Origin of the sequence: Methylophaga sp. UBA678 (assembly GCF_002299105.1) — a bacterium.
GTDB classification, from domain to species: Bacteria; Pseudomonadota; Gammaproteobacteria; order Nitrosococcales; family Methylophagaceae; genus Methylophaga; species Methylophaga marina.
In genome coordinates this window covers 13,849-36,700 of sequence record NZ_DBNG01000013.1, presented here as the reverse complement: position 1 = coordinate 36,700, position 22,852 = coordinate 13,849, and the positions used below count along the sequence as shown (strand labels likewise).

At 44.3% G+C, this 22,852-nt stretch carries 26 protein-coding genes; 16 read left to right on the top strand and 10 right to left on the bottom strand.

Annotation, left to right across the window (positions count from 1 at the left end; translation table 11 throughout):
- Positions 1-7 precede the first annotated feature (7 nt).
- From B3014_RS07925 to B3014_RS07915, 3 genes are read left to right on the top strand one after another with little or no spacing between them, the layout of a single operon-like run.
- Positions 8-331 carry a rhodanese-like domain-containing protein gene (locus B3014_RS07925; protein ID WP_289243095.1) on the top strand — a complete coding sequence of 108 codons (324 nt, stop codon included), beginning with the start codon at positions 8-10 and terminating at the stop codon, positions 329-331.
- A gap of 43 nt (positions 332-374) precedes the next feature.
- Complete coding sequence (locus B3014_RS07920; protein WP_286303809.1) at positions 375-1,697, top strand: TolC family outer membrane protein; 1,323 nt, start codon at positions 375-377, stop codon at positions 1,695-1,697.
- Entirely contained in the window at positions 1,698-2,264 is a 567-nt protein-coding gene (locus B3014_RS07915) for a hydrolase (protein WP_289243096.1), read from the top strand.
- Here the strand turns inward: B3014_RS07915 and B3014_RS07910 are convergent.
- The 4 genes from B3014_RS07910 to hemL form a co-directional block, all read right to left on the bottom strand.
- Positions 2,257-2,472, bottom strand: a complete 216-nt coding sequence (locus B3014_RS07910; RefSeq protein ID WP_286303811.1) for a DUF1289 domain-containing protein — start codon at positions 2,470-2,472, stop codon at positions 2,257-2,259. The genes B3014_RS07915 and B3014_RS07910 overlap by 8 nt on opposite strands.
- A 45-nt stretch (positions 2,473-2,517) precedes the next feature.
- Positions 2,518-4,029: a B12-binding domain-containing radical SAM protein gene (locus tag B3014_RS07905; RefSeq protein ID WP_289243097.1), complete on the bottom strand. Its 1,512-nt coding sequence runs from the start codon at positions 4,027-4,029 to the stop codon at positions 2,518-2,520.
- Between the two features lie 3 nt (positions 4,030-4,032).
- Positions 4,033-5,481: an exodeoxyribonuclease I gene (sbcB, locus tag B3014_RS07900; protein WP_289243098.1), complete on the bottom strand. Its 1,449-nt coding sequence runs from the start codon at positions 5,479-5,481 to the stop codon at positions 4,033-4,035.
- Positions 5,482-5,583: 102 nt separating this feature from the next.
- Positions 5,584-6,864, bottom strand: a complete 1,281-nt coding sequence (gene hemL / locus B3014_RS07895; protein ID WP_289243099.1) for a glutamate-1-semialdehyde 2,1-aminomutase — start codon at positions 6,862-6,864, stop codon at positions 5,584-5,586.
- Between the two features lie 72 nt (positions 6,865-6,936).
- On the opposite strand from hemL, the gene B3014_RS07890 reads away from it, so the two are divergent.
- The 12 genes from B3014_RS07890 to B3014_RS07835 all read left to right on the top strand — a co-directional run bounded on the left by B3014_RS07890 (position 6,937) and on the right by B3014_RS07835 (position 18,370).
- The gene (locus B3014_RS07890) at positions 6,937-8,376 is read left to right on the top strand and encodes a LapD/MoxY N-terminal periplasmic domain-containing protein (protein ID WP_289243100.1); all 1,440 of its coding nucleotides are present in this window, start codon (positions 6,937-6,939) and stop codon (positions 8,374-8,376) included.
- Complete coding sequence (locus B3014_RS07885) at positions 8,270-8,905, top strand: response regulator (RefSeq protein WP_286303816.1); 636 nt, start codon at positions 8,270-8,272, stop codon at positions 8,903-8,905. The genes B3014_RS07890 and B3014_RS07885 overlap by 107 nt, the downstream gene beginning before the upstream one ends.
- 291 nt (positions 8,906-9,196) lie before the next feature.
- Positions 9,197-9,970 carry a DUF3450 domain-containing protein gene (locus B3014_RS07880; RefSeq protein ID WP_289243101.1) on the top strand — a complete coding sequence of 258 codons (774 nt, stop codon included), beginning with the start codon at positions 9,197-9,199 and terminating at the stop codon, positions 9,968-9,970.
- Entirely contained in the window at positions 9,967-11,319 is a 1,353-nt protein-coding gene (locus tag B3014_RS07875; protein ID WP_289243102.1) for a MotA/TolQ/ExbB proton channel family protein, read from the top strand. The genes B3014_RS07880 and B3014_RS07875 overlap by 4 nt, the downstream gene beginning before the upstream one ends.
- Positions 11,303-11,827 (top strand): MotA/TolQ/ExbB proton channel family protein, encoded by a 525-nt coding sequence (locus B3014_RS07870; RefSeq protein ID WP_286303819.1) that lies wholly within the window; start codon positions 11,303-11,305, stop codon positions 11,825-11,827. Before B3014_RS07875 ends, B3014_RS07870 begins: the two co-directional genes overlap by 17 nt.
- A 9-nt stretch (positions 11,828-11,836) precedes the next feature.
- Positions 11,837-12,244 (top strand): ExbD/TolR family protein, encoded by a 408-nt coding sequence (locus B3014_RS07865; protein ID WP_286303820.1) that lies wholly within the window; start codon positions 11,837-11,839, stop codon positions 12,242-12,244.
- A gap of 11 nt (positions 12,245-12,255) precedes the next feature.
- Positions 12,256-12,915: an energy transducer TonB gene (locus B3014_RS07860; RefSeq protein ID WP_289243103.1), complete on the top strand. Its 660-nt coding sequence runs from the start codon at positions 12,256-12,258 to the stop codon at positions 12,913-12,915.
- A complete protein-coding gene (locus B3014_RS07855; protein ID WP_289243104.1) occupies positions 12,912-14,144 on the top strand; it encodes a tetratricopeptide repeat protein in 1,233 nt (410 codons plus the stop codon). The genes B3014_RS07860 and B3014_RS07855 overlap by 4 nt, the downstream gene beginning before the upstream one ends.
- Positions 14,128-14,697: a class II aldolase/adducin family protein gene (locus tag B3014_RS07850; protein WP_289243105.1), complete on the top strand. Its 570-nt coding sequence runs from the start codon at positions 14,128-14,130 to the stop codon at positions 14,695-14,697. The genes B3014_RS07855 and B3014_RS07850 overlap by 17 nt, the downstream gene beginning before the upstream one ends.
- 81 nt (positions 14,698-14,778) lie before the next feature.
- On the top strand, positions 14,779-16,917 hold the full coding sequence (gene ovoA, locus B3014_RS07845) for a 5-histidylcysteine sulfoxide synthase (protein WP_289243106.1): 2,139 nt from the start codon (positions 14,779-14,781) through the stop codon (positions 16,915-16,917).
- Positions 16,917-18,092, top strand: coding sequence for a pyridoxal phosphate-dependent aminotransferase (locus B3014_RS07840; protein ID WP_289243107.1), 1,176 nt, complete (start codon positions 16,917-16,919; stop codon positions 18,090-18,092). Before ovoA ends, B3014_RS07840 begins: the two co-directional genes overlap by 1 nt.
- 77 nt (positions 18,093-18,169) lie before the next feature.
- Entirely contained in the window at positions 18,170-18,370 is a 201-nt protein-coding gene (locus B3014_RS07835) for a winged helix-turn-helix domain-containing protein (RefSeq protein ID WP_289243108.1), read from the top strand.
- Here B3014_RS07835 and B3014_RS07830 read toward each other — a convergent pair.
- Genes B3014_RS07830 through cydP form a run of 6 tightly spaced genes read right to left on the bottom strand, consistent with a single transcriptional unit; the run spans position 18,357 to position 22,218 of the window.
- Positions 18,357-18,947 carry a Tll0287-like domain-containing protein gene (locus tag B3014_RS07830; RefSeq protein ID WP_289243109.1) on the bottom strand — a complete coding sequence of 197 codons (591 nt, stop codon included), beginning with the start codon at positions 18,945-18,947 and terminating at the stop codon, positions 18,357-18,359. The genes B3014_RS07835 and B3014_RS07830 overlap by 14 nt on opposite strands.
- Positions 18,947-19,225 carry a cyd operon YbgE family protein gene (locus B3014_RS07825; protein ID WP_286303830.1) on the bottom strand — a complete coding sequence of 93 codons (279 nt, stop codon included), beginning with the start codon at positions 19,223-19,225 and terminating at the stop codon, positions 18,947-18,949. The genes B3014_RS07830 and B3014_RS07825 overlap by 1 nt, the downstream gene beginning before the upstream one ends.
- Positions 19,218-19,322, bottom strand: coding sequence for a cytochrome bd-I oxidase subunit CydX (cydX, locus tag B3014_RS07820; RefSeq protein WP_286303831.1), 105 nt, complete (start codon positions 19,320-19,322; stop codon positions 19,218-19,220). Before cydX ends, B3014_RS07825 begins: the two co-directional genes overlap by 8 nt.
- A gap of 9 nt (positions 19,323-19,331) precedes the next feature.
- On the bottom strand, positions 19,332-20,474 hold the full coding sequence (gene cydB / locus B3014_RS07815; protein WP_289243110.1) for a cytochrome d ubiquinol oxidase subunit II: 1,143 nt from the start codon (positions 20,472-20,474) through the stop codon (positions 19,332-19,334).
- A 2-nt stretch (positions 20,475-20,476) separates the two neighbouring features.
- On the bottom strand, positions 20,477-22,039 hold the full coding sequence (locus B3014_RS07810; protein WP_289243111.1) for a cytochrome ubiquinol oxidase subunit I: 1,563 nt from the start codon (positions 22,037-22,039) through the stop codon (positions 20,477-20,479).
- Positions 22,036-22,218 (bottom strand): cytochrome oxidase putative small subunit CydP, encoded by a 183-nt coding sequence (gene cydP / locus B3014_RS15085; protein WP_354001267.1) that lies wholly within the window; start codon positions 22,216-22,218, stop codon positions 22,036-22,038. Before cydP ends, B3014_RS07810 begins: the two co-directional genes overlap by 4 nt.
- Positions 22,219-22,511: 293 nt before the next feature.
- On the opposite strand from cydP, the gene B3014_RS07805 reads away from it, so the two are divergent.
- Positions 22,512-22,852: ATP-binding protein (locus tag B3014_RS07805; RefSeq protein ID WP_289286940.1), on the top strand; the 341-nt coding region annotated here is incomplete at its 3' end.

Sequence of the window (22,852 nt, the reverse complement as noted above, 5' to 3'; positions counted from 1 at the left end):
TAACAATATGAAACACATGACCGCCACTGAATTTAGCACCTTATTACTAAGTGATGTCCCTCCTGTCATGATTGATGTCAGAGAGAGTCATGAGCTAATACATGGAATGATTGAAGGGGCCATACATATTCCTATGAATGAGATTCCATCACGCCTCGAAGAGTTAGGCTCTTATCAAGATAAAACAGTGGCTATTATTTGTCGAAGTGGCAAGCGAAGTGCTCAAGTAGGTCAGTTTCTCGAACATGTTGGCTTTAATGATGTGATTAATCTTGAAGGTGGCATGAACAGCTGGGCTGTGGATGTTGATAATTCAATGTCGACTTATTAGTCAATTGAATACCATTTAATTGAATGACTCCTAAGGAAGGAAAATGAAAAAATTTGCGTTAAGCGCATTGATAGCCTCAACATTATTTTCAGGTGTAGTGTGGGCTGAAGATTTACTAGATGTATATAAACTCTCCCTCAACAGTGATCCTCAATTGCTGGCTGAGGCCGCCTCTCGTCAGGCCGTTGGAGAATTAGATGATCAGGCAATTGCTAACTTTTTGCCACAAGTAGGATTAACCGCGAATCAAAATAAAACCTGGCTGGATTCATCATCCCGTCTATTTGCAGGTAAAACGGACTATACCAGTCATGGTTACACATTGAGTCTGAATCAGTCAGTGTATAAACGTGAGAATTTTGTTCAGAAAACGCAAGCTGAAATCGCGATGAAAGGGGCTGATGCCAGTTACGTAGTCGCTGAGCAAGCGCTAACGTTACGTGTAGCTGAGCGTTATTTTGGTGTCTTGGGTGCGCAGGACGATCTCACTTTTGCGTTGGCTGAACGTGAAGCGATCTCCAAACAATTAGAACAAATGCAGCAGCGTTTTGATGTTGGCATGGCAACGATCACTGATATCACGGAGTCACAAGCGGCTTATGATTTGGCCAATGCCCGAGTGATTCAGGCGCAAAACGATCTGGCTAATGCTCAAGAGCAACTTCGTGAGACGGCTGGCAGATATATTGATGACTTAGTTGGTTTATACGGTGAGTCGCCGTTGGTCAAACCCGAGCCAGCCAATATTGATGCCTGGAGTGATACAGCGATTTCACAGAACCCATCATTATTACTCGCCAATATTAATGTTGAAGCTGCAAAACAAACCATTGAACTGCAACGTAGTGGTCACTACCCTTCATTAGGTATTGTGGCACAGAAGAATTATAACTCTGATAGTGATGGTATTAACGGTCGCAGTAATGCGAGCAATGAAACGATAGGTCTTGAGTTTAATCTACCCATCTATTCTGGTGGTGCAGTTTCTTCCAGAACGCGTGAAGCAGGCCATCGTCTAGATGAGACAATGCAAGTTGAAGAACAGCAGCGTCGAGCGGTGACACGTCAAACTCGTGAGTCATACAATGGTGTGATGTCGGGCATCAGCCGTGTTAAAGCGCTTAAACAAGCGGTGGTTTCGAATGAAAAAGCCCTGGAGTCAACCGAAGCAGGATACGATGTTGGCACACGGACAACGGTAGACGTACTGAATGCGCGTCGTAATCTGTTCAGTGCAAAACGTGATTATGCCCGTTCTCGCTATGACTACATTTTAGATACGCTACGCCTAAAACAAGCGGCAGGTATTTTAAGCGTGAATGATTTAGTCGATATAAATAACTGGCTAGGAAAAGGGACGTCATAAGTGAGTCAGAAACTCACCAAAGCTAATGCAGGGAAGGGGATGCTGATAGTAGTCGATATTCAAGATCGGCTATTGTCAGCGATGCCACAAAAGCAACAAGAACACGTTCAGAAGTCAGTGATGACCTTGCTCAAAGCGGCTGATGCATTAACACTGCCCGTGGTCGTCACCGAGCAGTATCCTAAGGGCTTAGGTCATACAAACTCTGATATACAGGCTCTGTTACCTGGCAACACGCCGATATATGAGAAAACAGCATTCTCAGCCTGGCAGGTTGACGCGTTCGTTGAAACTCTGAAGAGCTCGCAATGCCAGCAGGTATTCTTAACGGGTATGGAAACCCATATTTGTATTTTGCAAACAGCTTTAGACTTATTAAAGCAAGGCTATGAAGTCTTTGTGATTGAAGAGGCAGTATGCTCACGCCATAAGGAAAAACATCAAAATGCCTTAAGTCGTCTGCGGGAGGCTGGGGCCATCATCACCAATGTTGAGTCACTGCTATTTGAATGCCTTGGTGATGCACGGCATCCCGAGTTTAAAACACTGTCTAAGTTGATTATCTAGCTTTTCGTTTTTGTGCCAGACGTAGTTTTCTTCGCTGCTGGCAAAGGTCTAATGTTTTTAGTCTTTCATTATTATTCATGGCAGACCAGCCAGTAATTTCATCGATTTTACGAAAGCACCCCAAACAGACATCTCGCTCATCCAGACAGCATTTCCGCAAGCATGGACTCGGAATAACGTTTTTGGATGATGTAGATTGTTTAGCCATAGTTGGAATCTATATTATTGACTCGAAAAGCGGTCAGTAAGCCTTTCATGCATGATAACGCTGGCGTTTATTGGCAATACCTGCTTTGGCCGGCTTATTAATGCTAGGCAAGTTCTCATAATCCGGAACACCCTTGACGCCCGCGCGAGCATAATCGAGCTTTAATTGGTTCTTAACCGTATACTCATCGATCGCTAAATCTTCTGTGAGTACAACAAATAACAATTCAAACAGACGTTTGAGTGCAATTTTCCACGTACTGCCACTAATCTCGAAAAGTCTGTCTGACACCAGCATAAAGCGAGCAAAGGCCTCATCAGCAAGTATCAAGGGCAACGTATTAATAAAGCGACCTGAGTTGCCAATCATATCCCAAAAGCGAGCAAAGCGATTGACCCGTTGCATCGTCATAAAGTCGACGGTGTTAGTAGATAAAATATTATAGGGTGCTTGCGGGTTATAGTTTAAGGCATAGTTATCATTGTGACGGTTGAGTGGTGCGCCCCGTAAACGTTTGAGAATGCCTAGTTGAATTTCATGAGGATTGAGTGAGACCAGTTGATTAAAGCTGTCAGCGAAATTATCTAATGTGTCACTGGGCAAGCCAAAAATCAGATCGGTGTGTAAATGAGCACCAGTATGCTCGCGTAGCCAACGGATATTTTCGCGAGTCTTATCATTGTTTTGTTTGCGGCTGATCAGTGTTTGGATATCACTATCAAACGTCTGAATACCAATCTCAAATTGTAGGCTTTGTGGGGGAAAGCGCGTTAATACCTCTTTTAATTTATCAGGTAGATTATCAGGCACGACTTCAAAGTGAAGGTATAAATCATCTGTCATACGCTCCAGAAAAAACTCCAGAATGCGAATGCTGGTGGAGACCTTGAGGTTAAAGGTCCGATCGATGAATTTAAAGTTACGCACGCCGCGTTGCCATAAGGCATCCATTTCAGCCAGGAATGATTCCAGCGGGAAGGCGGTTGCTGTTTTATCTAAGGCCGACAAACAAAACTCACACTTAAATGGACAGCCGCGTGATGCTTCGACATAAATTAGCCGGTTACGAATATCTTCTTCATTATAGAGATGGTAGGGCAGTTGTAATTCAGCTAACTCAGTAGCGATACCATCAATATATTTTGTTTCAGGCCGTGCTTTATCTAAAATTTGGCGGCACAGCTCACGAAAGCTTTTTTCACCCGGACCACTGATCACAAAATCAGCTAATTCACAGATATCTGGTACATCCGGGTAATGGCCGACTTCCGGCCCACCAAGCACGATAACGGTGTCGGGTGATATTTGTTTAATGACGGTAACAATGTCACTGATTTCACGAATATTCCATATATAAACACTAAAGCCAATAATTTTAGGCTGATGCTGCAACAGGTGCTCAGCAATATTGAGTGTTTGTTCCTGAATAGTGAACTCGATCACTTTGGTTTTTGATTCAAGTTCTTCCAAGTTGGCAAGTAAATACCTCAACCCAAATGCAGAGTGCATATAGCGGGCATTAAGCGTGGTAAGCAGGATGTCGTATTGCTGAGTCATATTTTATGTTGTCTGATAACCCAACTCAGCGGCTAATTGCGCACTGTAATGAGCTAAGTCGGTGAGAACCGTTTGCTGTTTTTCAGATAAATCTTGTTGTCTGGCCTCGGCCAGAGCGGCATAAAACGCTGAAAAATTCAGAATAGGGTTGGCTGTATCATCTGCCAAACGTTGTTGACGGTACTGCAGCCATTGTTCTTGCTCATCCGAGCTCAATGACTCAGGCCAGTTTCGTGCACGATAGCGAAATAACATTTCCGTCAGGCGTGGATCTTCAAACGGAATAGATAAGGTCTTTAACATATCAGGTTCAGCTGAACGAATTATCTCCATTTTGCGTTTGTCATTATCACTGAAAAAACCACCGCTATAGAGACTGGCATCAGGATCGGATACGGGATCAAATGGTTTAGGGCTGAATATTTGCGAGAGTTTTTCTGTTAAATCACCAGCTGCATTAAGCATATCCATGTGTTTTTGATGTTGAGCACGATCAATATGCAAGCGCTGGGCTGCAGCAGCATTTAACGTGGCTACCGGTACCACCACCGGGCATTTATTGATATGTATTGTTTTCAGTGCAGGACGCTCCACGCCGACAGCCAACTCAGCCGAAGGGGTGAATAAACGTTGTTGTAAGGTCTCAGCATCAAGCTCTATTAAATCGGTAGGATCGTAGCGACAGTCGTAGACAATAACGCCATTAGGATTGGTCGGATCTTTTGCTAAAGGTACCACCATTGCCGCGCCGCAATACTCACTGGGATACATTCTAGATACATGAATGACAGGCGTGCGCTCACGGATGTTCAGTAGGGGGGCAACCGCAGTTTTGCGACGATTCTGATAAACATAATCAAATAATTTGGGTTGTGCATTTTTAATGAGCTTAGCAATTTCTATGGTGGCATAAACGTCTACTAGGGCATCATGAGCACCAATTTGTTCAATATTATTGGCTGCGGTTAAATGCTCTAATCGAAAACTGGGTTTGCCGTCTTCGCGATCTGGCCAGTTGATGCCTTCTGGTCTGAGTGCCCGAGTCAGCCTGACCATGTCGATAATATCCCAGCGAGAATTACCGTTCTGCCATTCACGGGCATAAGCATCATAAAAATTACGAAACAAACTAAAACGGGTGAACTCATCATCAAACCGTAAACTGTTATAACCCACACCGCAGGTGCCTGGCTCTGCCAGTTCAGCATGTATACGCGCCATAAACTCGGCCTCAGTCAAGCCTTCTTTTTCCGCTTTTTGTGGTGTAATGCCGGTGATTAAAGAGGCTTGTGGATGAGGTAAAAAATCGTTGGCGGGTTTGCAATAAATCATCAACGGTTCGCCAATGATATTGAGATCTTCATCGGTGCGAATACCGGCAAACTGCAAAGGTCTGTCATAACGGGGATCTGTGCCAGAAGTTTCATAGTCATGCCAGTAAAGCGTATTCATAATTAATTCAATATCTTAGGTTGATTCCGGTGATGTGAAGCCATCTTAACGTAAAAAGCCATACACCAGTGAGCGATGTATGGCTTTATCACTGATTGCCGATTACAAAGCGGCGAATGCGGTTTTTGCTGCAGATAAGGTATGTTCAATTTCTTGCTGACCATGGGCCGCAGAGACAAAACCTGCTTCAAATGCTGATGGTGCCAGATACACGCCGTTATCAAGCATCAAATGGAAGAAGTGTTTGAAACGCTCTTGATCACAGGCCACGACCTGTTCGTAAAAATTCACCTCACTATCTTCGGTAAAGAACAGGCCAAACATACCGCCGACCTGATTCGTTGTCATTGGAATGCCGGCTTTATCAGCCAGTTCCTGCAAACCTGAGACTAGCGTTTCAGTGGTGCTGGTTAACGCGGCATGAAAGCCTGATTGCTGAATGAGTTTTAATGTGGTCAGGCCCGCTGCCATGGCGATGGGATTACCGGATAAGGTTCCTGCCTGGTAAACAGGTCCCAATGGAGCTATGTGCTCCATGACTTCTCGTTTGCCACCAAAGGCGCCAACGGGTAAACCACCACCGATAATTTTGCCAAATGTCGTTAAATCTGGAGTGACATTGTAATGGGCTTGCGCGCCACCCAAGGCAACACGGAATCCAGTCATCACTTCGTCAAAAATCAATACAGTACCGTACTCATCGCAAATGGCGCGCAGCCCTTCAAGGAATCCAGGCACGGGTGGAATACAATTCATATTACCGGCAACAGGCTCGATGATAATACAGGCAATCTGATCACCGGCCTCTTCAAAGCAGGCTTTGACAGACTCCAGATCGTTATAACGCAAAGTCAGGGTATGTTCTGCCAATGACGCAGGGACGCCGGCAGAAGAAGGAACACCTAAAGTTAACGCACCAGAACCGGCTTTCACTAGTAGGGAATCAGCATGACCGTGATAACAGCCTTCAAACTTGACGATTTTGTCACGGCCGGTATAGCCACGAGCTAAGCGAATAGCACTCATTGTCGCTTCAGTACCAGAGCTGACCATACGGACTAATTCCATTGAAGGTACTATCTCACATACCAAGTCAGCCATCGTTGTTTCGATTTCTGTTGGGGCACCGAAACCTAAACCATGATTTACCGCCTCTTTGACAGCATCAAGTACTTCCTGATGTGCATGACCGACAATCATCGGTCCCCAAGAACCAATGTAGTCAACATACTTTTTGCCTGTCGCATCTGTTAGCCATGCGCCTTTTCCCTCACGGAAAAACACGGGATCACCGCCTACACCTTTAAATGCACGAACAGGCGAGTTGACGCCACCTGGGATATGTTTTTGGGCTTTTTGGAACAAATCGTGGTTATTTTGCATGCTGTTTCCTAATCGTCTCCGTTGTAACTGTGCGATAATTCTAAACTTATCTCATCTATTGTACTGATGATCATGAGTTTAAAACTACGATTACTGATTATAGTCAGCATCATTTTGCTGATTAACTTTGCTGCCGCCGGTTATTTCATGGTGCAAAACGCCAGATTAGCGCTTGCTCAAGAAATGGCCTCCAGTACGCAATTAGCGAAAGGTTTGCTGGTAAATGCGCTTCCGACATTACGTTTTTCTAATGATCTGAGTGAGCGACTGACATTGATTGTCGATAGTGTCAGACATACCCGCCATATACGAGCCTGGTTTGAAGATATGCATGGCCAACCGCTAATTGGTCAGGAAGATCAAACCGGCTTTTTTAATAAACCTGATGCACCGGACTGGTTCATTCGTATGATGGAGCCTGAGGCCGTGGCCTTTAGACGCCTTATTACCAAAGGCAGTAAATCCTATGGTTATTTGGTGGTTGAAGCCGATCCCAGCGATGAAGTCACGGAGGTCTGGCAGGATATTCAAACGTTATTCTGGCTGGGTGTATTCTTCTTATTACTGATCTTGAGTCTGATTTATCTCGCTCTGCGTCAAGGCTTACGGCCATTGTCGCAATTGTCTGATGCCTTAGGCCATCTTGAACAGGGTGACTTTACAGCTCGTGTTGATACTTCTGCCGTAAAAGAGCTTAATCCTATCCAGATTCGTTTTAACCATATGGCCAGCGTGCTAGAAAAGACGATGGTCGAAAACCATGCGCTTGCGGGTAATATGCTCAGCTTGCAGGAATCCCAGCAGCGCGATCTGGCAAGAGAACTACATGATGAGTTAGCGCCATGTTTATTCGGGATTCGCGTTGATTTAGGTGAAATTGAACGAATTGCTGGCGAAAATCATTTGATCGAGATTGAAGAGAAAGTGGGGTCAGTCAAGACCATCACTAATCATATTCAATCTCTTGTGAGAAAAATGCTAAGTCGATTGCGTCCTATGACATTGGATGATTTGGGGCTAACCGAAGCATTAAGAGATATGTTGCATAACTGGCGTGAGCGCCAGCCAGAGATTGACTGGGAATGGGATTTTGTCGGTGAATTTGAATCCTTACCTGATACCTTACAGGTCACGATTTACCGTCTGGTGCAGGAATGTACGACCAACTGCGTACGTCATGCCCATGCCAGTCATGTAAAAGTTGAAGTACGCCGGGAAGCTGAGACAATTAAAGTTGCTGTGACGGATGACGGAAAAGGTCTGGATGCTAACTTGGTGAAAGGGTTTGGTTTAATTGGTATGCGAGAAAGGGTGTCAGCACTCGGTGGTCGTATAGCGTTTGATACGGAAGAAGGACGTGGTTTACAGGTCCGAGTGTTGATTCCATTAAAGGGTGAAACAAAAAATGAAACAGGCATTAACAATTTTGGTGGTGGACGATCATCCGATAGTCAGAGCAGGTTGTCGTCAACTGATTCAACAAATTCCCTCGGCTACAGTTCTCGAAGCTGAAACAGGCGAAGAAGGGTACCGCCTTTTTCAGGAGTCTCAGCCTGATATGGTGTTGCTGGATATTACACTACCAGGTGTCGGTGGTCTGGAAGTATTAAGACGTATCAGGGCTAACCGTGAAGATGCGAAAGTGTTGATGTTCAGTATGCACGAAGACCCCGTCTTTGCCTCGCGTGCGATGCAGTCTGGTGCCAGAGGATATATCACCAAGAATAATGCCGCGGATCACTTAGTGGAAGCGGTGAGTAAAGTACTTGATGGTAAAATTTATTTAAGTCCGGATATGGCTCAACAGTTAGCCATGTTGAATATAGATGCTGGTACGAGTGCTCTAAGTGATTTGTCGCGTCGTGAGTTGGAAATATTACGATTGTTAGGTGAGGGCAAGAGTATGACTGAGATTTCTGAAGTGTTAGGAATTAGTTATAAAACGGTTGCCAATAACCTGACGCAAATTAAAAGTAAGCTAGATATCAGTAAAACCGCAGAGCTGATGCGCTTTGCGATAAGTCATGGCATTGCATCGTAAATAATTGATATTGAAGGAAAGAGGAATAGGAATAATTTCCCGAGTTATTAGGATAAGTCGCTCATTTGCAAACGTCGGGCGATTTGTATTATGTATCTCAAGTTTATAGAAATTTCAGCTTCTATAGTCTTATATTTCTCTCTCCTTCTATGAAGGTTTCGCCAGATACAATTTGTATCTGGCTTTTTTTTGCCTGTAATTTTACAGAGAGCTTTCCCCACTTTCCATTCTCTTGTTAATATGCCTCTTTCGTTTACTGCCGTTAAGCGGCAAATAAGGGATTTGGAATTTATGCACCTCAAGCAAACCATCAAATGTGGTTGGCAGTTGAGTATTCTTATAGCATTGCCTTTTCTGGCCAATGCTGGCGCCTTAGATGAGGCGATTGATACTCAGGTCAATACCGATATCGCGGCACAAAAGTCTCAAGAAAAGATTGATAATTTGTCTGATGAAACCACGGATATGTTGGCAGAGTATCGTGATGTATTACGACAAACTCAAAGCCTCAAATCCTACAATGATCAGCTCGAGTCCCTCGTTGACTCTCAACAACAAGAAATGGCTTCAATTTCTGAGCAGCTCGATAATATTGAAACAACTCAGCATGATATTGTCCCGCTAATGCTGAAAATGGTAGATGTGCTGACTCAATTCGTCGAGCTTGATATCCCTTTTCTACAGCAGGAACGGCAAACACGTTTAGCGGCTCTTAATGCCATGATGGGACGCGCAGATGTATCCTTGGCAGAAAAATATCGCCGCATCATGGAAGCCTACCAGGTTGAAACGGAATATGGCCGCACTATTGAAGCCTACCAAGCTGATCTGCTTGAAGGTGAAACGAAAAAGACAGTCGATTTTTTAAGAATTGGTCGCGTCAACCTATATTACCTCTCACTGGATGGAAAAGAAGCAGGTATGTGGGACAAAGAGGATAAACAATGGATTACTTTATCTGACGATTATATCAAGGCCATTAATGATGGCTTGAAAGTGGCGAGAAAGCAGTCGCCACCAGACCTGATGGTATTACCTGTCAAAGCAGTAGGAGAGAAACAATGAAACAGCTAATTTCTCTTTTACTACTCAGCATTTGTCTACCCGCCTTTGCGGCTGATAAACCTGCTAACCTGGATCAGTTATTAGAACAGGTAAAACGGGAACGTGTGCTTGAGCAGCAGCAAAATCAACGGCGTGAAGCAGAATTTGCCCAAGCACATAGTGAACAAGCTAATCTTTTGGCGGAAGCCAAAAGAGAGTTAGCCGCACAAGAAAATCGTACCGAACAGCTCAACACCACTTTTAATGAACAAGAACAACGTTTAGCTGAACAACAGAACTTACTTGATGAAAAATCAGGTTCACTGGGTGAATTATTTGGGACAGTCAGACAGGTTGCTAATGACAGTCGTGGTGTCCTGGAAAGTTCAATGACCAACGTTCAACATCCTGAAAGGGTAGACTTTCTCAATAACTTGAGTGAAAGCAAACAACAACCGACGATAGAAGAGCTACGCCAGTTGTGGTTAACACTGCAAGAAGAAATGACGGCTTCGGGCAAAGTCGAAAAATTTACCACCCCCGTTATTACAACCACCGGTGATGTTGAAGATAAAGACGTCACTCGCATTGGTGTCTTTACGGCTTTTTCTGATGGGACTTTCCTAAGATACCTGTCTGAGACCGGCAATTTAGTTGAGCTGGCAAGGCAACCTGTGGATCGCTTCAGAAACGTCGTATCTGAGTTTGAAGAGACACAAGCAGGTGAGTTAATGCCAACTGTTGTTGATCCCACCCGTGGTGCGATCATGGCCTTGTTAGTGCAGACACCCACTCTGAAAGAACGTATTCAACAAGGTGGCTGGATTGGCTACATCATTTTAGTGCTTGGTGCTATTGGCCTCATTATCGCACTCATCCAGTTTTTAACGCTGACCAAAGATGGTCATGGCATTGCCAAACAGCAGAAACAAAAAGAAGTCAGCGAAAAAAATCCGCTGGGACGAATTTTGTCTGTTTACAATGATCGCTTAGCACATGATGTGGAAACCTTATCTTTAAAACTGGATGAGGCTATTCTCAGAGAAATGCCTAAGTTGGAGCGCGGTTTGATTACACTAGCTATTCTAGCCGCGATTGCCCCTATGCTTGGTTTGTTGGGGACGGTTTCAGGCATGATAGAAACATTCCAATCAATCACATTATTTGGTACTGGTGATCCTAAATTAATGTCTGGTGGTATATCTCAGGCATTGGTCACTACAGAGCTGGGGCTGGCTGTAGCGATTCCTTTATTGTTGATTCACAGTGGTTTATCAGGCAAGTCGAATCGATTAGTGCAAATTCTTGATGAAGAAAGTGCGGCTATCGTTGCTCGTAATGCGGAAAAACAACATGACCAATCTGTCTGACGGACTTTTTCAGATTGAATTACTGATGGAAAGCGGGGGAACCGTTTTATGGTTGATCCTGTTTTCGTCTGTATTAATGTGGACCTTAATTATTGAGCGTTATTTGTTTGTGGTGTTCACACATCCCAAACAAATGAAAAAGCGAATTCAGGAGTGGCAAGAGCGTCAGGACAGAAATAGTTGGTTTGCTGTTCAAATACGTCAAGGCATGATTACTGAAAGTCGTATTTCCCTGCAACGCTATTTGATGACAATTCGCACACTCACCGTCGCCTTGCCCATGCTGGGCTTACTGGGCACAGTGGGTGGAATGATTCAAACATTTGATGTCATGACCGTTTTCGGTACAGGTAATGCCAGAGGCATGGCTGGTGGGATTTCTGTTGCCCTGATTACGACGATGGGCGGTCTTTTGACGGCATTATCTGGTTTGTATTTCAGCACGCAGTTAACTCAACGTACAGAACGCGAAGTCGATAAAGTGGCTGACGCCCTGCGTAGAGAGTAAAGGATAGACATGAGAAACCGACATTCCCGACGCCAAAGCGGCGGTATCGCTGAAATAAACATGACACCATTGATAGATATGGTGTTTATCTTATTAATCTTCTTTATTGTCACCAGCTCTTTTGTCAAAGAGACCGGAGTAGACGTTAACCGACCTTCGGCCAAAACAGCTGTGAAAAAAGAGCGGGCAAATATTCTGATTTCGATTCGTGCCAATGACGAAATCTGGATGGATAAACGCCAAATTGATCGTCGTGCTGTCAGGGCTAATGTTGAGCGAATGCATGCTGAAAATCCAGAAGGTTCTGTGATCATCTTAGCGGATGAAGAAGCCAAAACCGGTCTGTTAATTGAGGTGATGGACCAGGCCCGGTTGGCGGGTGTGGCCAATGTATCTATTGCTGCTGAACGCGACTAACGGCGGTCTTGATGAGATTAGTAGTAGGTATCCTTCTGGCATTAGTGGTGAACTTTGGTCTGTTCTATTTAATGGAACACATGACCAATAGTAAAAGCATTGATAGACGTGAGATTGAAGAAGTCCAGATTCTGGACTTTGTGCGTTTGAAAAAAGAAGAAGCTCAACCCGAAACAAAAAAGCGAGAAGTACCCAAAAAACCACCACCACCGGAAGAGCCGCCACCACCACCTGAACCGGCCGCCACTCAGGCAGATAAACCTGATGCACCTACGCCACAGATGGATATTCCTGCCATTGATGTGCCCATGAATATTACAGGCGGGCCTTATCTGGGCGATTTTGCCGCTGCTCCCAAAGCAGCGCCAGCACCAGCACCGAATAATGCGCCAATGTTAGATAATGAGGTGGTGCCACTGGTGCGTATTCCTCCTAAATATCCTCGCGTGGCTTCCAGACGGGGTATTGAAGGTGTGGTCACGGTGACATTTATCATCACTAAAGATGGCCGAGTACGTGATCCAAAAGTTATTAAAGCTGAACCTGCTAGTGTGTTTAATGATGCGGCTTTGAGAGCGATCCTTAAATGGAAGTTCAAACCTAAGTATGTGGATGGACAAGCTGTTGAACGTCAGGCCACTCAGGAAATAGAGTTTAAATTGTCACGATGAGTAAGCCATTACTAACCATATTGATTGTGCTGTTTGTCCTAGGGATAGGGACTGTCTCTGCTGCCGAAACGAAAGATGAGCAGTTTCTACTTAGCGAAGACACATATAAAGCCCTGAATCAGGCTCAAGAGCTGATGGAGAAAGAAAGCTATCCTCAAGCTCAACAGCAGCTGAATAACTTGCTCGATAAGGTGGAAAAAGGCAGCTATGAGCAAGCCGTTGTTCTGCAAACATTGGGTTTTTTATACTCCTCCCTTGAACAGTATAAAAAAGCGACGGATACATTTCAGCGCGCGTTGGACTTGGATGCCTTGCCAAAGGATGTAACGCACACGCTACGTTATAATCTGGCGCAGCTACTAATTGCGGATGGCCAGTATAAAAAAGGTATTCCGCTGATGGAAGAATGGCTGTCTGCAGAAAAAAAACCTGACAACACAGTCTATGTGCTTTTGGCCAGTGCCTATTATCAAATAGAAAACTTTTCAAAAGCAGCGGATAGAATCAACATCGCCATCAAAAACGATAAAACTCCCAAAGAGGACTGGTACCGCTTATTGTTATCCTCGTACTTGTCACTGAAACACTATAAGTCTGCCATTAATGTGCTTGAGGTATTGATTACCCGATATCCGGATAAAAAAGTGTATTGGGAGCAATTGTCTGCTTTATACATGCAACAGAATAAAGAGTTCACCTCTCTTGCTGTAAAAATGCTGGCTAAACGTCTTGACCTGACAGAACCTAAAACCCTGGTCAACTTGTCAGATATGTACCGTTATCTGGCCGTGCCATTCAAAGCTGGCCAACTACTTGAACAAGGTATGCAACAAAAAGTCATCCCACGTAATTATGACAATCTGAATAAGTTAGCTGACAGTTGGTTAGCCGCACGGGAAAATCAGCGTGCAGCAGAGACATTAAACGTCATGATTACCATGGATAACACGGGTGAAAGCCACTTAAAACTGAGCCAAATCTATATCAGGACTGAGCAGTGGGGTAAGGTAGTAGATACGTTATCCAGTACCATAAATAAATTAAAAGGCAATAAACTGGGGCAAACCCACCTGATGTTAGGAACGGCTTATTACCACCTGGACAATTTAGAGCAGGCAAAGGATCAGTTTATAAAAGCCGCGGCTTTTGATGCACAGAAAAAACAAGCTGGGCAGTGGTTGCAACATATTAAGAGTCTGTTAGAGAAGAAAGATGAGCCGGCTGCCTGATCTGCATGAGCAAAAACAGGCACTGGTTCAACATTACAAATGGTTGCGTCAATACGGATGCAATGACTCCCACAGTGGTAATGCTTCTTTTCGCTGGCATAATGATGTCTGGGTGACGCCAACAGGTTGTTGTGCCGATACACTCAGCCCTGATGATTTGGTTCGTTGTCATCTTGATGGCCACTGCGGGGAAGGCGCTTCTCTGGATGCGTCTCTGCATATTGCTGTTTATCAACAAAACGACAAAACCCGGGCAGTATTTCATAGCCATGGACCTCATACCGTCGCCATGACATTAACTGGTGATGGTTTTACACCCATCGATTTTGAAGGGCAATACTACTTTCCAGTGGTCCCGATTATTCATATCAATTATGCTGAATATGTTGAAAAGGCACCCGCTGCTGTTGCGCAGACTTTAAAAAAGTATAAGGTGACAGTAGTCAGTGGCCATGGTGTCTATGCCTGTGCCGAAACGATAAATTTGGCCTATAAATGGACATGTTCACTGGAGTTGTCAGCAAAAACAGCATGGTTAGCTAAACAAATCTAAAGTGTGTGACTTATTTTCGCAACAAATTCACAGTTCATTAGTCATAACGACACAATAAAAATACAGAGATGAGGTAGCAATATGACTGCTGAAAGCGCATTGAAAAAATATGCTTCGATGGAAAGTTCTTATTTAAGAACGCCAGTACTAGACGAAGGTAACCCAGCAGAGAAACGTCAAGAAATTGCTGATTACTTTAATTTCACTTTCGAACGTTACGAATCTTTATTTGCTACCTTAAGCGATGATCAAGCCTACTTTCAGAAGTCGATTCCTCTTCGTCACCCATTGATTTTTTATTTTGGTCACACGGCGACTTTTTTCGTTAATAAAATGCTGTTAGCAGGGCTGATTGATAAACGCATTGATCCTAAATTTGAATCGATGTTTGCGGTGGGCGTGGATGAAATGAGTTGGGATGATCTCAACGATGATCATTATGACTGGCCAGCGGTTGAAGAGGTTAAAGCATACCGCAAGAAAGTACAGGCGATGGTTAACAAGGTGATTCGTCAGGCGCCACTCAAATTACCTATTGATTGGGACAATCCATGGTGGTCTATCATGATGGGGATTGAGCATGAGCAGATCCATCTTGAAACCTCTTCAGTTCTTATTCGTCAGCAACGACTGGAATGGGTAAAACCCCATTCTGCCTGGCAACCATTCAAAGAAACAAACCAAGCACCTGAGAATAGCCTGGTCGATGTGCCTGCTGGAAAAGTGAGTTTGGGTAAACCTTATTCAGATTCCATATACGGCTGGGATAATGAATATGGCACACACGAGGCAGAAATTGAGACCTTTCAGGCTGCTAAGTTTTTAGTCAGTAATCAGGAGTTTCTTGAGTTCGTCGAAGCCGGTGGCTATAACACCGATGAATACTGGTCTGAGGACGGTCTGCAATGGCGTCAGTTTACCCAGGCACAGCATCCCACTTTTTGGCTTGAAACCAAGCAAGGCTGGCAGTGTCGTTTGATGACTGAGGTCATTGATATGCCATGGGACTGGCCAGTTGATGTTAATTATCACGAAGCAAAAGCGTTTTGTAATTGGAAAGCAAAGCTAACGGGCCAATCCGTGCGTCTTCCAACCGAAGATGAATGGTATCGACTCTATGATGAGGCTGGACTGCAAGAATTAACCAGCGATCTCGCACCGGCAAATATTCATCTGGACTATGCGGCTTCATCTTGTCCGGTGAATTTCTTTAAACACGGTGATTGGTATGATGTCATTGGTAATGTGTGGCAATGGACTGAAACACCCATTTATCCATTCGATGAGTTTAAAGTACATCCTATCTACGATGACTTTACGACACCGACTTTTGACGGTCGCCACAACCTGATTAAAGGTGGATCGTGGATTTCCTCCGGTAACGAAAGCCGCAAAGCATCTCGCTATGCTTTTCGTAAACATTTTTTCCAGCATGCCGGATTCCGTTATGTCGTGTCCGAGGCTGAGCTGGAAGAATACAGTTCTAACTACGAAACAGATACGATGCTGTCACAGTATGCAGAATTCCATTATGGTGATGAATACCTTAATGTAGCGAATTTCCCTAAAGCACTGGCTGAGCTTGCTATTGAAATGATGGCGGGCAAAGAAATGAAAAAGGCGCTGGATTTGGGATGTTCAGTGGGTCGAGCGAGTTTTGAGTTAGCCAAACATTTCAAACAAGTGACCGGCATTGACTTTTCAGCACGTCTTATTAATCTCGGCACCCAAATGGCTGAGCAAGGTGTGGTGCGATACACCATCACTGATGAAGGTGAGTTAGTTCACTACAATGAGCGACGCCTCGACCAACTTGGATTAGAAGACACAGCTGCTAAGGTCGAATTTTTACAGGGTGATGCCTGTAACCTGAAGCCCATATTCAGAGAGTATGACCTGATATTAGCTGCTAACCTGATTGATCGACTCTACAAACCGGCACAATTTTTAGCGACAGTACATGAACGGTTGAATCAGAATGGCTTGCTGGTACTGGCTTCGCCTTATACCTGGCTGGAAGAACACACGGAAAAAGCACATTGGTTGGGCGGTTTCAAGAAAGATGGCGAAAGCTTTACCACGCTGGATGGTTTAAAGGTGATTTTAGAACCCCATTTCGAGCTTGTTCGTGGGCCGGAAGCAATCCCTTTTGTTATTCGTGAAACGAGCCGAAAATTCCAACATACCTTATCTGAAGTGACGGTCTGGAAACGTAAATAATGACGATAGATTTTGATCAGAAGATAGATCGAAGTTTTAGTCATAGTCTGAAATTTGATGCCAGAGCAGCTTATTTCGGCCGGAGCGATGTGATTCCGATGTGGGTGGCGGATATGGACTTTGCTGCTCCAGAAGCTGTGACAAAGGCGCTCGTTGAACGTGCTAAGCATCCAGTCTATGGATACACCTTGCATCCTGACTCCATGTATGACGCTTTGATTGACTGGAGTGCCAAGCGTTATCAATGGCAGATAAAGCAAAGCGAGATCATAATGTGTCCTGGCGTTGTCCCTTCAATCAATGCCGTTATTGAAGCGATCACAGAGCCTGGTGACAAAGTCATTGTTCAGCCTCCCGTTTACTTTCCGTTTTTTTCATCGGTTGAGAAAAGTGGCAGGGAGTTAGTGTTAAATCCGCTTTATCTCGACAATAATCGCTACTATATTGATTTTGAGCATCTTGAACAGTGTGCACAGCAAGGTGCTAAAACATTACTTTTTTGTTCCCCTCACAATCCAGTTGGTCGGGTTTGGACACAGGAAGAATTAGCACAGTTACTTGAGCTGGCTGAGCGTTATCAGATGACTATTATCTCTGATGAAATTCATGCTGATCTGATTTTTCCTGAACAACAGCATATTGCATTGGCAACGCTGACTCAGGCCAATAATGTCATCACTACATTAGCACCCAGTAAAACATTCAATATTGCCGGTATGGGCTTATCGTCACTGATTGTCAGTGATAAGCAACAGCGCAGAGCGATTAAAGCGGTGTTTGAACAGTGGCATATTAGCCCTTCTAACCCTTTCAGCATCACCGCGTTTGAAGCGGCTTATCGTCATGGTGAAGACTGGTTAGACCAGCTGAATATTTATATTTACAAAAATAAGAAGTGGGTAGAAGATTTTCTTCAAACTCGTTGTCCTCAGCTCAAGCTGATTGAGTCGGAAGGCACGTATTTATTGTGGCTCGATTGCCGTGCTTTAGGAATGGATAATGAGACACTCAAACGTTTCTTTATCGAGCAGGCCGGCGTAGGTATGAATCCAGGTTATGTCTTTGGTGATAATGGGGCAGGGTTTATGCGTCTTAATATTGGAACACGTCTCGAGATTGTCCAGCAGGCAATGAAGAGAATCGCTAGTGCCATTGATGGTATTAGTGCAAGCTGAAGCATCATCTTGGCTAGCAGTCAGAACCTAATCACTAGCAAGCAAATTAATTCAGTCAGGAAACGGAGTTTACAGCGATGATGAATGATGAAATTGGTGAAGCGGCAGGTGTTGTATGGACGTTCTTAAACGCGCAGGGTGAGACCTCAGCTTCACGTATATGCAAAGAGACCAAGCTTGAGGCAAAGCTGTTTCAGCGAGCTGTAGGCTGGTTAGCTAAAGAGAATAAGCTACTTATCAAGCAACAAGGGCGTACCGAATACCTTAGTTTGCGTTGATTTTTGAGTAACGACGTTTGACTGAAAATGCGCCCCGAATATCACCCATCTTATAGCCGGTAGCCATGTCATTAGGATAGTTCTTGTCTATTATCTTGCTAACAGGTAACGCTATCTTGCTGCCATGACATGACAGACAGACTTTATCCGTTGGGATCGCTTTCATATAACGCCAGTCATAGCCCAAATCAGAGTCGACTTTTTCTATGAAGGTCAGAGATTGAATAGCTTCTCCCGTTTTTAGGCGCGTTTCAAAGTTCTGTAGAACACCTGTTTCCCAGCTGTCAGCTTCATTCTCAAGGTTGCGAACTCGCAAGCTTGTTCGATGAATATCGAGACTGTATTTCTTCGACATTTCATCAGCGATGGTCGGTGCGACCAATTTACAGACAGAAATAGCTTCTACAGGACCACCGTCCTGTAGCGCTGACATTAATGCTTCTTTCAGATGCGTTGATAGATCTTTGATAGCCGCCTGAGCATCACGCTCGAAAGCCGCTTGTTCATCGCTATCTGCATAGGCGGGTATGCCGAAACCCACTGCAATAATGAGAGGGAAAAGAAGACCCAGACGCATTAATTGATCGCCATGTGAAAGTAGCCATAGAGCATTATGGGCCAGCATAGATAAGGGCTGAGTAAAAAGTGCCATAGAGTCCTTTTTGGAGCAAAGCCCACACCATGAATAAACCCAATGCAAATGCCGACAAGCAACAGCATTAATAAATCATGATCAGATTTACCATTTTCCATTAACAAACGGTTGGGAAAAACTAATATCGCTGCAGACAAGCCTAATGCCATTAATAGGCTAAGCAAACGAATAATAGTTTTATCTAACCAAGATTCAGTCATCCAGCGTATCCATTGGGCAGTTTTCTAACCACATGACATTGATAATACCTAATGCCACAGCTAATAAAATTCCAAGTATCCAGGCAAAATACCACATAACAGGTTCCTAATAGGTTGAATGTTGGTTACCACGAATGAAATTCACATCGAGTCTTCGCCACATACGACGGTAGGTCCAGAAGCTGTAGCAAATAATAATTGGCACCATGACTACCGCCACCCAAAACATAATCTTTAATGTTAACAAACTCGAGGTGGCATCCCACATAGTCAGGCTATGATTCACTGCATCACTTGATGGCATGATGAATGGGAACATAGAAAATCCAGCGGTCAGGATAATGCCCGTCAGTGTGATGGAACTGCTGATAAAAGCCCAGCCAGCACGTGAAAAGTGAGAAAATAAATACACGCCAATCATGCCCAGAAAAGCCAATATGGGCGCCAGCATCATCCATGGATACTGTTGATAATTGAGTAACCAGCCTCCCGCTTGAGTGGTGACTTGTTTCATGTCGGGTGTAAAGCTAGCACTTGCCGCAGGCATAGAACTGACGACATAGCCATCAATACCAAAGGACACCCATAAGCCGGCTAAAGCAAAGGCAATTAATAAGGCGACGGAACTGGCCTTGGCAACTTGTGTGGCTCGCCATTCAAGACTATCCAATGTTCGAATTTGCAACCAGACAGATCCATGCATAACAATCATCAGCAAGCTGACTACGCCCGCTAACAAGGCAAAGGGATTCAATAACTGCAGGAAGCCACCGGTGTAGTTTGGACGCATCATCTCGTCAAAATAAAAGGGTACACCCAGTAATAAATTACCGAATGCCACACCAAAGATAAGTGGCGGGACAAAGCTGCCGATAAATAACCCCCAATCCCAGCTGGAACGCCAGCGTGTGTCATCCAGTTTACTTCGATAGTCAAACCCTACAGGTCGAAGAAAGAGGGCAAACAACGTTAGCATCATCGCTAAATAAAAACCTGAAAACGCCATGGCATAAACCAATGGCCATGCAGCGAATAAGGCACCACCTGCCGTGACTAACCACACTTGGTTTCCTTCCCAGTGAGGACCGACCGTATTAATCATAATACGGCGCTCTTCATCAGTATGGCCGATAAACGGTAGCAAAATTCCTACGCCCATATCAAAGCCATCAGTCAAGGCAAAGCCAATAAGGAGAATTCCCATCAGCAGCCACCAGATTAATTTTAATGTTTCGTAATCCAGTACCATGATTAGCTCCTCGCTGCTGATGTTTCGTGGTGGTAACGACCCGTGTGTAAACTGCTAGGTCCTTGCCTGATGAACCGGATCATCAGGTAAAGCTCAACAATTAACAGCAACGTGTAAAAGACAACTAACGCTATCAGGCTGTTGTATACATCACCGGCGGACAAGGTCGATGTCGAAATATGCGTTGGTAAAATGCCACTGATGGTCCAGGGTTGTCGACCAAATTCAGCTACAAACCAACCTGTCTCGGCGGCTATCCATGGTAAAGGTAGGCTGAACATCGCCAGACGAAGCAACCATTTTTTCTTGTACTCTTGTCTTTTTGCACAGTGATAGAAAGACAAAAAGAACACAATCAGCATGGCAAAACCACAAGCGACCATGACTCTGAACGCCCAGAACATAGGTGCAACAGGTGGCACAGTATCACGTGCTGCCGCTTTAATTTGTTCGTCTGTCGCGTCGGTGACGTTGTTAGTATATTTCTTCAACAGTAGTCCGTAGCCCAAGTCATCTTTGACTTCATCAAACACGGCTTTAGTTTCTTCTGTGACAGGACCTTCGCGTAATTGTTTTAATAAGGCGTAGGCTTGCATACCATTACGAACACGGTCTTCATGTTCAGCTACCAGATCTTTAACACCCGTAACAGGTTCAGTGACTGAGCGTGTCGCAATGAGTCCCAGAAGATAAGGGATCTTAACCGCATAGTCGGTTTCCATTGTTTCGTCATTCGGCAAGCCAAACAGTGTAAATGCGGCAGGTGGCTCTGCAGTTTCCCATTCAGCTTCAATGGCGGCTAATTTTGTTTTCTGTACATCACCTACTTCATAACCACTTTCATCACCTAGCAGAATGACTGAACATATGGCCGCCACCCCAAAACCTGCTGCGACAGCAAAACTACGACGAGCAAAGCCGATGTCACGCTTTCTCAATAAGTAGTAAGCACTGATGCTGAGAACAAACATGGCACCAGTGACATAACCGGCAGCCACAGTATGGATAAACTTCACCTGAGCCACAGGGTTAAAAAATACTTCGGAGAAGCTGGTCAGTTCCATACGCATAGTTTCATAATTGAATTGTGCGCCAACCGGATTTTGCATCCAGGCATTCGCCACCAGAATCCATAATGCAGAAAGATTAGACCCGAGAGCGACCAGGAAAGTGGTGGTTAAATGTTGTCGTTTGCTGAGTCTGTCCCAGCCGAGAAAGAACATACCTACAAAGGTGGACTCAAGCATGAAAGCCATCAAGCCCTCAATGGCTAGTGGGGCACCGAATATATCGCCAACATAGTGCGAATAATAGGCCCAGTTGGTGCCAAACTGAAATTCCATAGTCAGCCCAGTCGTCACACCAAGAGCGAAGTTGATACCGAAGAGTTTGCCCCAGAATTTTGTCATGTCTCGGTAGATTTCTTTACCGGTCATAACATAGACAGATTCCATGATAACCAGAATCCAAGACAGCCCCAAGGTGAGCGGGACAAAAATGAAGTGATACATTGCCGTGATGGCAAACTGCAAACGGGATAGATCGACTAGGTGTTCAGAAATCAAGGTGCTTCTCCATCTGAAGAGTGATTAATAATCACGTCAGCGACGGCGTCATGGTCAATGTCGTCGGGGGCGCTACTAAAAAACAAATGCCAAATAAAAAAAAGTAACACGAGCTTGCAGACCAACATAATGCTAAGCTCAATAATCAATTTTCTATCAGTGAATAATTTCTTCGCCACTATTCCACCACAACATTAATTAAGAAAACATGATCTTAGTCAATTTAAGTTAAATCAGGTTGCCAGCTTAGTTAATTTTAAGGTGGAAATAATACGCCAGATATTTTGTTAAGCAGTCTTATCAGGTTTTTATTTACAAAACTTTACAAACTTGTCACCTTTAACACGAAGGAATCACACACTGACTTTATTTAAATCGTGTTTTTTTCACAGATATGTTGTATCTGTGTTGTCTGTTAGGCTTTTATCCTGCTAACCTTCGGTGGGAATAATTTTAGGTAGATATCTCAACAATGACGAATACATACAATGCATCTGCCATTGAAGTTTTGACGGGGCTTGAGCCTGTCCGAAAACGACCAGGCATGTATACAGATACTGCTCGTCCTAACCATCTTGCCCAAGAGGTCATTGATAACAGTGTTGATGAGGCTGTGGCCGGTCATGCTAAACAAATTCAGGTAACACTTCACAAAGACAATTCATTGGAAGTGAGTGATGATGGTCGGGGTATGCCCGTGGATATTCATCCCGAAGAAGGCGTGCCTGGTGTTGAGGTGATTCTGACCCGACTTCATGCTGGTGGTAAGTTTTCCAATAAGAACTACCGATTTTCAGGTGGTTTACATGGTGT